We start from the raw sequence: 8,247 nt of genomic DNA, 5'->3' as shown, positions 1-8,247 counted from the left end.
CGGGCGGCGTCGCGCCGACGCGGGCGGCTACGAGCTGCTGGCGAAGTCCGAGCTGGTCATCGCGCCGACGTGGGCGGGCCGCGCCGACCTGGGCGGGCCACCGGACCGGCCGGGCCGGGCCGCGCCGGCGGGGTCAGGCGGGGGTGGCGACGACGCGCGCGGCGGCGGGGTCGAGGGTCGCTCCGGCGGGCACCAGGCTGACCAAGCTGGCCGGCAGCCGCACCGGCCGCACGTCACGGTAGCCCAGCATGCCGAGCACCTCGCCGCCGGCGAGCACGTACCGCCGGCCCAGGTCGGTGACCACGGAGACCGCGCCGCCGGACGCGCCGGGCGCCGCGACCGACTCGACCACGGCGCCCCGGCCCGGCTCCACCACGACGTGGTCGGCCCGCACCCCGCCGCCCGTCGACGGGGGCGCGGTGCGCGGCGCGGCGGCGAGGTCGGGCAGGCGTACGCCGAACACGACCTCGCTGGCTCTGCCGTCGTCGCCCACCCGCACGCAGAGCGCGGACCCCTCGGGGGTGGCCAGTCGGGGTGGCGCGGTCGGCGGGGCGGTCGGCCCGGTCGGCGCGAGGTCGGGCAGCTTGGGCAGCGCGGCGAACCGCCCGAGGGTGATCGGCGCCGGCTCGCCCTGGCCGGTGCGGGCGAGCAGCAGGCCGGCCTGCAACTCGGTGATGCCGGCCAGTCCGTCGCGCAGCGCGACGGCGTACTGCCGGCCGCCGCCGGAGTTGCGCACCAGGTAGACGTCGCCGATCCGCGCCCGGTCCACCCGGGCCGACGGCTCCCCCTCGCCGGGCAGCGCGAGCGGGGCCAGGTCGGCGCCGGCGGGCAGGCTGTTGAGCAGCGCTGGTGCCACCGGTACCGCCCGGGCCCGGGTGGCCGCCAGGGCGGCCAGCACGCGGTCGGGATCGCGCAGGAGGTGCCGCCGCTGGTGCCAGACCAGGTGCAGCCCGCCGTCGGGATGGCGCAGCAGCAGGGCGTCCTCGCCGAGGGCCCGGCCGCCGGCGCCGGCCGCCCCGATGAGCAGCGCCGACCGTGGCGCCGACCGGTCCGCCCCGGGGGCGGCCACGGAACAGACCGTCCACGGCGCCGTGGAGAGCCGGCCCCGCGCGGGCAGCGAGTCGGGGGCGTCGGCGATGCCCAGCGGCAGCCCGCGCGGCACGCCGTCGATGGCACGGCGGGAGACGAGCACGGTCTTCGGCCGCTCCGCGCCGATGATCAGCAGCGCGGAGGCGTAGTTGAGCACGGGGTGCAGTTTCTGCTCCCGGTAGACGAACCGCGCCCCGGACTCCTTCTCGACGATCACCGCGCCCGGGTCGCGCCACGTCTTGCCGCCGCCGGCGAAGAGGCCGTAGAGCGCGAAGCCGCCCAGGCCGATGGCGGCGACCAGGACGCTGGCCAGGCCCGCACCGGCCAGCCGCCGGAACGGCGACTGCGCCGGGTCGGTTTCCCGCATCGCCAGGGCGGCGACCGCCCGCTGGACGGTGAACTGGTACGAGTGCAGCTGGTCCTGCCGCGACGGCATGCGATCCCTTCCCGTGGTGCGGTCGGGGCAAAGGATAAGCGTTGCGTCGATGTTGCGAGGACCCTGCGTGGCGACGGGGCGGGCCGCCCGGGCGGCGGCGGGCCGCAGCGGAAGCCCTCCCCTGGGGCGCTGCGGCACGCCGGCCCACTGCGGCACTGTCTCAGTGGCTAGCCGGCACGCCGGCCCCCTGCGGCGCGGCCTTGGCGGTCCGCCGGCGCGCCGGCCCCCTGCGGCGCGGTCTCGGCGGCCTGCCGGGTCGGGTCGCCCGGTCCGGCAGGCCCGCGCCGGGACCGGGGTCAGGTCGGCCGGGTCGCCTTGCCGTCGAGCCACAGGGTGTCGGTGGCGTCGCGGTGCGTACCGGTGGAGCCGACGTGCTTGGCACTGATCTTCGGCCCGTTCCTGATGACGTGGACCAGGGCCATCGCGTGGCCGCGGCCGAGTCCGTAGTCGTTCTTGAGCCAGTCGACGATGACGCCGGCCTTGACGTCGGCGGCGTGGTAACCGCGCCGGGTGGCCTCGTCGACCAGGGCGCGCGGGGTCTTGCCGGTCCTGTCCTCGATCGCGTCGAGGTACGCCTGGAAGGACATCTGGTCAGCCTCCGATCCGGTAGTGCAGGTGGACCACGCCGGCGCGGAACGTCGTGGCGCCTTCGAGCGTCATGTCGATCCGCTTGCCCTGCTCCGGGAAGAGCCGCACCCCCTCGCCGAGCGCGACGGGGAACACCATCAGGTGCAGGTCGTCGATCAGCCCGGCCTCGAGCAGGGTGCGCACGACGCGGATGCTGCCGGAGATGTTGATGTTGCGGCCCGGCTGCCGCTTGAGTTCGGCGAGCCGCCGCACCAGATCCCCGTCGAGGACCTCGCTGTTGGCCCAGTCGGGCGCGGTCAGGGTGGTGGAGGCCACGATCTTGCGGATCCCGTTCATGGCGTCGGCCATCGGGCCGGTCTGACTGGCCCAGTAGCCGGCGAACTCCTCGTAGGTGCGCCGGCCCAGCAGCAGGGTGTCGGCGTCGGCGACCAGCCCGCCGACGGCCGCCGTCGCCTGCTCGTCCATGTGCGCGAAGGTCCACTGCTCCGGGGAGCCGACCACGCCGTCGGCGGAGATGAACAGCCCGGCCACGATCTTGCGGTGCGTCATGTCGATGTCCTTTGCGACTGCGAGGGGGTGACGCCAACTACCCTCCGCGATCGTCAGAAGACGATCAAGGCGGGTCTGCGTCACGAACGTTGCGCCAGATTCAACGATCCGATCGATCAAGTTCGCCGTCCGTTTCCCGCCAGCGGCGGCGGGCCGCCCGTTGGCACAGTTGCCACCATGCATCACGTCGTCGAACCACGAGTGCTCTACTTCGGCACCCCTGTCGTCCTGATCAGCTCCTCCAACGAGGACGGCTCGGCGAACCTCGCGCCCATGTCGTCGGCGTTCTGGGTGGGCTCGTCGGGCATGCTCGGCCTGGACGAGACGTCGCAGACCACGCTCAACCTGGCCCGCACCGGCGAATGCGTGCTCAACCTCGCCGACGCCGGGCTCGTGGGCGCCGTCGACCGGCTGGCGCTGCTGACCGGAACGCCCACCGTCCCCGAGCACAAGCTCCGCAAGGGATACCGGCACGAGGCCGACAAGTTCGGCGCGGCGGGCCTGACGCCCCTGCCGTCGGACAGGGTCGCGCCGCCGCGGGTCGCGGAGTGCCCGGTCCACCTCGAGGCGGTGGTGAACCGGATGCACCCGTTCGGCGAGGAGGGCTCCGGCGTCGTCGCGATCGACGTGCAGATCGTGCGGGTGCACGTCGAGCAGGACCTGCTCATGGCCGGCTCCACGCGGCACATCGACCCGGACCGGTGGGATCCGCTGATCATGAAGTTCCTCGAGTTCTACGGCGGCGGCCGCAACCTCCACCCGTCCCGGCTGGCGGAGGGCTGGGGAGCGCCCCGCCGCACGCCGGTCACCGCCTCATGACCAAGCCGCCGTACCACGTCGCGGTCGGTGCGGTCCGTCGCCCAGGGGACCGACCGGCCGCACGGAGATCCACGGTGAGGGCTTGCCACGAAGCAGGAGCGTGGTACTTTACTTGCATGCACATGCACCTGAGTGCGCCGGACTTGGGGGCTCCACCGACGCCGCCCCGACGCCGATATATGTATGTACAGCCAATTACAGAGCCGCAGAGGGGTGGGAAAGAGTGAGCACCACTGTGGAGTTGTTCGTGGACTACGTGTGTCCGTACTGCTTTCTCGTCGAGGACGCGGTGGCGGAACTGGAGCGGGAGCGTGACGTCGAGGTCGTCGTCCGGCCGTTCGAGCTGCGACCCGATCCGGTGCCGACGCTGACGCCGGAGGACGACTACCTGCCACAGGTCTGGCGCGCGTCGGTCTACCCGATGGCGCGGCGGCTGGGCGTGGACATCGCCCTGCCCTCGGTCTCTCCGCAGCCGCGCACCGCCAAGGCGTTCCAGGCCCTGCAACTGGCGACGGAACACGGCATCGCGCGGGAGTACTCGTCGGCGATGTTCCGCGCGTTCTTCCAGGACGACCGCGACATCGGCGAGGACGGGGTGATCGTCGACGTCGGCACCGCGGTCGGTCTCGACGCGTCCGAGGTGCAACGGGCGCTGGCGAGCGAGGAGCGACGCTCCCGCCAACTCGCCGACCAGCGGTACGCGACCGACCTGGGCGTACACGCCGTCCCCAGCTTCCGCATCGGCGGCCGCCTCCATCCGGGAGTGCTCGACGCGGACCGCCTGAAAGGGGCCGTGGACGAGGCGGCCGGCCGGGAGCCACTGCCATGAGCTGGACCGACGCGGCGCTGGCGGCGCTCATGGCCGACGCGGTGCGGTTCGGCGTCCGCCACGTCGACGGCGGCGGCCTGCCTTTCGTGGGCGTGCTCGTCGGCGAGGACGGCTACGTCTCGCAGCCCGGCGTCAACCTCGTACGGGAGACGGGGGATCCGACCGCGCACGCCGAGATCGTCGCGATGCGGGCCGCGCTGCGCGACCGCGACGGCGGCGACCTGACGGGCACCTGGCTGCTGGCGACGGGCGAGCCGTGCGGCCTGTGCTACCGCTTCGCCCTCGACCACCGGGTCGGGCGGGTCTACGTCGCGGTGGACGCCGACACCGTCGCGGCGCACGGATTCGACTATCGCGGGAGCTACCCCGCGTTCCGCATCGACCGCGCGGCCCTGCCCCTCCCCGTGCACGGCCTGCCCGTCGCGGAGGCGCTGGAGCCGTTCCGGCGCTTCCGTCTCCTCGGGCAGGACGGCGCACCGACCCCACCTACCCGGTAACGAAAGGAACAGCATGAACTGGCTCTACCTGGGCGTCGCCGTCATCTTCGAGATCGCGGTGGCCCTCGCGGCTAGCAAGGCGAAGGGCTTCACCCACCTGTGGTGGACCGTCGCGACCCTCGTCAGTGGCGCGATCGCGACCTTCTTCCTCAGCCTGGCGCTGCTGACCTTCGACGTGGGCGTCGGCTACGCGCTCTGGACCTCCGTGGCCGGGGTCGGGATCGTCGTCATCGGTGCGCTCTTCATCGGGCAGCGCCTGAGCCTGCGGAAACTCCTCGGCATCCTCGTCGTCATCGGCGGCGTCGTCGGACTACAGCTCAGCGGAGCGGCGTGACCAGCCGGTCGGCGCTCCCGCCGGCCCCGTCCGCACCCTCGACCCGATCGAAAGGACCCACCCCATGACCGTGACAGTTGCCCGGCACAACACGAAGGCCGGCGCCTGGCTCGTGCTCCTCCTGGCCGGAGCGTTCGAGGTCGGCTACGCGCTCAGCGTCGGTGGCAGCGAAGGATTCACCCGCCTCGGCTGGTCCCTCTCCGCCGTCGTGTTCTTCCTCCTGACGCTCTTCTGCCTCAGCGTCGCCCTGCGGAACATCGACGTCGGGATCGGCTACGCCGTCTGGGCCGGCATCGGCGCCGTCGGCGCGGCCGTCCTCGGTCCGGTGTTCTTCGACGAGTCCCTCACCCCCACCCGGGCGTTCTGGCTGGCCGTGATCATCGCGGGGGTCGTCTGGCTGAAGCTCGCCGACGCCTCCAGGCCCGCCACGGAGCAGCCGGCGACGCGCTGACGCCCCGCCGGCGGCCGGATGCCGTACGGCGATCCACCCGCGCCCCTGAGCGTCCAGGCGCTCAGGGGCGCAGGATCAGCCGGATCGGGTTGCCCTCCTTGGTGTGCACCCGCCGCACCGCCTCCTCGGCCTCGGCCAGCGGCAGCACGTCGCTGACCGAGGCGCTGAGGTCGAGCCGCCGCTGGCGGGCCAGGGACACCAGCTGCACGACGTGCTCGGACTCCGAGCCGTAGTGGCCGAGCACCGCCTGCTGGAAGTAGTTGAACGGGCTGTCCGAGGCGATGGTGACCGGCTTGTTGGCGATGCCGGCGAGCACCAGCCGGCCCCGGCGGGCGAGGACGGTCAGCGCCTGCTCGCGGACGACCGTCACCCCGGCGAAGTCGAACGCCACGTCCAGGCCCCGCCCGTCGGTCAGCTCCAGCACGGCGTCGCGGAACGCGGGATCGGCCGGGTCGAGCGCCGCGTCGGCCCCGAGCGCGACCGCCCGGTCCCGTGCCGCGGCCAGCGGCTCCACCGCGACGACCGGGGCCGCGCCGACCAGGCGCAGCAACTGCACGGCGTGCGCGCCCAGGCCGCCCACGCCCCACACCCCGACCGCCTCGCCGGGGCGGGTGCGCGCGGTGTCCGTCACCGCCGCCCACGGGGTGGAGACCGCGTCCGGGATGATGCAGGCCTGCTCGAACGGCAGGTCGTCGGGGATCGGCACGACGGTGTCCTCGCTGGCCACGGCGTACTCGGCCCAGCCGCCGTCGTAGTCCACCCCCCGGGTGAGCACCGTGCCGCGCCGGTCCCGCTCCCCCGCCTGGAGCAGCACCCGCTGGCCCGGCTCCCACCCCTGGACGTCGTCGCCCAGCGCGTCGACGACCCCGGCCACCTCGTGGCCCAGCGTGACCACGTCGCCGGGCAGGTAGAGCGGGGTGAGGGTGCCGTCGATCAGGTGGACGTCGGAGAGGCAGACGCCCGCCGCCTCGACCCTGATCCGCACCTGCCCCGGCGTCGGCTCCGGCACCGCCACCGACTCCATCCGCAGCGTCCGGTCCGCCAGGTGCAGCCGTCCGGCCAGCATGTCCGCCACTGTGCGCGCCCCCTGTCCGGCCCCCGGTCGGCGGCCCTCGACGCGCGGGCATACCCCACCGGGCGGCAGGAATGCGCGGCGAGGCGAAGCGTCCCGGGCGCCGCCGGGTAGCATCCCGCCCCGTGGGCGTGCGATTCGAGGAACTGGCCTGGCGGGAGACCCCCATCGGCCTCATCAGCCTGCGCCGGCGACGCGACCCGTCGCTCGGCGTCGAGGTGTACGAGGTCAAGCTCGACGACGAGTTCCTGATGTCCAGCCTCTTCCCCGTCGCGGAGATCGAGCTGGCCCGGCTGGGGCTCGCCCCGCTGGCCGGGCGCGGCCTCGACGTGGTCGTCGGCGGCCTCGGCCTCGGCTACACCGCCCGCACCGCGCTGGAGGACGACCGGGTCGGCTCGCTGCTGGTGGTGGAGGCGATCGAGGACGTCATCGACTGGCACCGCCGGGAGTTGCTGCCCTTCGCCGCCGGGCTGGCCTCCGACGCGCGTACCCGCTTCGTGCGGGCCGACTTCTTCGCCGCCGTCGCCGACGGCACCGGCTTCGACCCGCGGGATCCCCGGCGGCGGTTCCACGCCGTGCTGCTCGACGTCGACCACTCGCCGCGCAACGTGCTGCACCCCGCCCACGCCGCCTTCTACACGCCGGACGGCCTGCGCCGGCTCGCCGCCCACCTGCACCCGGACGGGGTGTTCGCCCTCTGGTCGGACGATCCGCCCGATCCCGCGTTCAGCGAGGCGCTCACCACGGTGTTCCGTACCGCGCGGGCGCACGTCGTCCCGTTCGCCAACCCGCTGACCGGCGGGGAGTCGGCGAACACCGTGTACGTCGCCCAACTCTGACGGCGGGTCCCCGCCGGCCGTTACCGGACGCCGCCGCCCGCGCCGGCATGCCGCCGCCCGGACCGGGAAGGCGGGTGGGGGCCGCGCGGCGCGGCCGGGAGTCACGGGAGGTGGACATGCGGGCCATGCTCTGGGTCGTCGCCGTCGTCGGCGGCGCGCTCGTCCTGCTGGGGCTGCTCCTCGAGGCCGTACGCTGGCTGGTGATCATCGGCGCGGTGGCGCTGATCGCGGCCGTCGTCCTGGCCCTGGTCAAGGGACGACAGGCGGTGCGCCACTCCGCCGGGCGCCGGTGACGTCGAGCGCGGCGGCGAGTTCCTCGTCGTAGCTGGCGAGCGGTCGCCCGTCGGCCGCGTAGGCCACCAGCCGGCCGTGCGTCATGGTCGCCGACCGGAACGAGAACGTCCGGGAACCCGGGTGGGCCGCCAGCAGCGGGATGACCCGGGGCGCGCCCCCGGGGGCCGAGTGGTATTCCAGCCGGGCGACCTCCGGCGACACCACCCCGTTGACCCTGACCTTGGTCTTCTCCCGGCGGGTGCCGAAGGTGACCGGGGCGCCGGTGCCGTACGCGGCGCACTCCGCCGGGCCCCGGCAGACGAAGAAGTAGCGCGGGTTGTGCACGTCGGCGAGCGTGTAGGCCTTGAACGTCGGGTCGGCGCCGGCCGGCAGCGGCTGCACGGCGAAGAACGCGACGGCCAGGGCGGCGGTGGTGCCCACCCGCAGCCAGCCACGGGCCGCCGGGGACCG

General features: G+C 74.1%; 12 protein-coding genes. 7 read left to right on the top strand and 5 right to left on the bottom strand.

From position 1 onward, the window contains the following. Positions 1-133: 133 nt before the first annotated feature. The 3 genes from eccB to ACWENR_RS28025 all read right to left on the bottom strand — a co-directional run bounded on the left by eccB (position 134) and on the right by ACWENR_RS28025 (position 2,662). Positions 134-1,525, bottom strand: coding sequence for a type VII secretion protein EccB (gene eccB / locus ACWENR_RS28035; RefSeq protein ID WP_452279951.1), 1,392 nt, complete (start codon positions 1,523-1,525; stop codon positions 134-136). 296 nt (positions 1,526-1,821) lie between these two features. Next, the gene (locus tag ACWENR_RS28030) at positions 1,822-2,112 is read right to left on the bottom strand and encodes a DUF4287 domain-containing protein (RefSeq protein WP_452279950.1); all 291 of its coding nucleotides are present in this window, start codon (positions 2,110-2,112) and stop codon (positions 1,822-1,824) included. A gap of 4 nt (positions 2,113-2,116) precedes the next feature. Beyond that, positions 2,117-2,662, bottom strand: a complete 546-nt coding sequence (locus ACWENR_RS28025) for a dihydrofolate reductase family protein (protein WP_452279949.1) — start codon at positions 2,660-2,662, stop codon at positions 2,117-2,119. A 177-nt stretch (positions 2,663-2,839) separates the two neighbouring features. Between ACWENR_RS28025 and ACWENR_RS28020 the strand changes: the two genes are divergently transcribed. The 5 genes from ACWENR_RS28020 to ACWENR_RS28000 all read left to right on the top strand — a co-directional run bounded on the left by ACWENR_RS28020 (position 2,840) and on the right by ACWENR_RS28000 (position 5,592). Continuing rightward, positions 2,840-3,481: a flavin reductase family protein gene (locus tag ACWENR_RS28020; protein ID WP_452279948.1), complete on the top strand. Its 642-nt coding sequence runs from the start codon at positions 2,840-2,842 to the stop codon at positions 3,479-3,481. A 223-nt stretch (positions 3,482-3,704) separates the two neighbouring features. Beyond that, the gene (locus tag ACWENR_RS28015) at positions 3,705-4,310 is read left to right on the top strand and encodes a DsbA family oxidoreductase (protein WP_452279947.1); all 606 of its coding nucleotides are present in this window, start codon (positions 3,705-3,707) and stop codon (positions 4,308-4,310) included. Further along, on the top strand, positions 4,307-4,807 hold the full coding sequence (locus ACWENR_RS28010) for a nucleoside deaminase (protein WP_452279946.1): 501 nt from the start codon (positions 4,307-4,309) through the stop codon (positions 4,805-4,807). The genes ACWENR_RS28015 and ACWENR_RS28010 overlap by 4 nt, the downstream gene beginning before the upstream one ends. Positions 4,808-4,820: 13 nt before the next feature. Then, complete coding sequence (locus ACWENR_RS28005; protein WP_452279945.1) at positions 4,821-5,141, top strand: DMT family transporter; 321 nt, start codon at positions 4,821-4,823, stop codon at positions 5,139-5,141. A gap of 64 nt (positions 5,142-5,205) precedes the next feature. Further along, positions 5,206-5,592: a DMT family transporter gene (locus ACWENR_RS28000; protein WP_452279944.1), complete on the top strand. Its 387-nt coding sequence runs from the start codon at positions 5,206-5,208 to the stop codon at positions 5,590-5,592. A 61-nt stretch (positions 5,593-5,653) separates the two neighbouring features. Here ACWENR_RS28000 and ACWENR_RS27995 read toward each other — a convergent pair whose 3' ends face one another. Further along, positions 5,654-6,658 carry an alcohol dehydrogenase catalytic domain-containing protein gene (locus ACWENR_RS27995; RefSeq protein WP_452279943.1) on the bottom strand — a complete coding sequence of 335 codons (1,005 nt, stop codon included), beginning with the start codon at positions 6,656-6,658 and terminating at the stop codon, positions 5,654-5,656. Positions 6,659-6,789: 131 nt separating this feature from the next. Here ACWENR_RS27995 and ACWENR_RS27990 point away from each other — a divergent pair, with 131 nt between their 5' ends. Together ACWENR_RS27990 and ACWENR_RS27985 are read left to right on the top strand one after the other, a co-directional pair. Beyond that, the gene (locus ACWENR_RS27990; protein WP_452279942.1) at positions 6,790-7,503 is read left to right on the top strand and encodes a spermidine synthase; all 714 of its coding nucleotides are present in this window, start codon (positions 6,790-6,792) and stop codon (positions 7,501-7,503) included. A gap of 116 nt (positions 7,504-7,619) precedes the next feature. Then, positions 7,620-7,796 carry a hypothetical protein gene (locus tag ACWENR_RS27985; RefSeq protein WP_452279941.1) on the top strand — a complete coding sequence of 59 codons (177 nt, stop codon included), beginning with the start codon at positions 7,620-7,622 and terminating at the stop codon, positions 7,794-7,796. On the opposite strand, the gene ACWENR_RS27980 is transcribed toward ACWENR_RS27985, so the two are convergent. After that, positions 7,753-8,247, bottom strand: a 495-nt coding sequence (locus ACWENR_RS27980; protein ID WP_452279940.1) for a hypothetical protein, incomplete at its 5' end; no start/stop codon positions are given. The two genes, ACWENR_RS27985 and ACWENR_RS27980, sit on opposite strands and share 44 nt — an antisense overlap.

The organism is Micromonospora sp. NPDC004336 (assembly GCF_053602615.1).
The sequence above is the reverse complement of the archived record's forward strand: the minus strand, read 5'-3'. Positions and strand labels throughout refer to the sequence as shown.

Excerpts from the sequence above, each read along its gene's own strand:
- eccB (WP_452279951.1), bottom strand. The coding sequence starts at position 1,525 with ATGCCGTCGCGGCAGGACCAGCTGCACTCGTACCAGTTCACCGTCCAG.
- ACWENR_RS28030 (WP_452279950.1), bottom strand. The coding sequence starts at position 2,112 with ATGTCCTTCCAGGCGTACCTCGACGCGATCGAGGACAGGACCGGCAAG.
- ACWENR_RS28025 (WP_452279949.1), bottom strand. The coding sequence starts at position 2,662 with ATGACGCACCGCAAGATCGTGGCCGGGCTGTTCATCTCCGCCGACGGC.
- ACWENR_RS28020 (WP_452279948.1), top strand. The coding sequence starts at position 2,840 with ATGCATCACGTCGTCGAACCACGAGTGCTCTACTTCGGCACCCCTGTC.
- ACWENR_RS28010 (WP_452279946.1), top strand. The coding sequence starts at position 4,307 with ATGAGCTGGACCGACGCGGCGCTGGCGGCGCTCATGGCCGACGCGGTG.
- ACWENR_RS28005 (WP_452279945.1), top strand. The coding sequence starts at position 4,821 with ATGAACTGGCTCTACCTGGGCGTCGCCGTCATCTTCGAGATCGCGGTG.
- ACWENR_RS28000 (WP_452279944.1), top strand. The coding sequence starts at position 5,206 with ATGACCGTGACAGTTGCCCGGCACAACACGAAGGCCGGCGCCTGGCTC.
- ACWENR_RS27995 (WP_452279943.1), bottom strand. The coding sequence starts at position 6,658 with ATGCTGGCCGGACGGCTGCACCTGGCGGACCGGACGCTGCGGATGGAG.
- ACWENR_RS27985 (WP_452279941.1), top strand. The coding sequence starts at position 7,620 with ATGCGGGCCATGCTCTGGGTCGTCGCCGTCGTCGGCGGCGCGCTCGTC.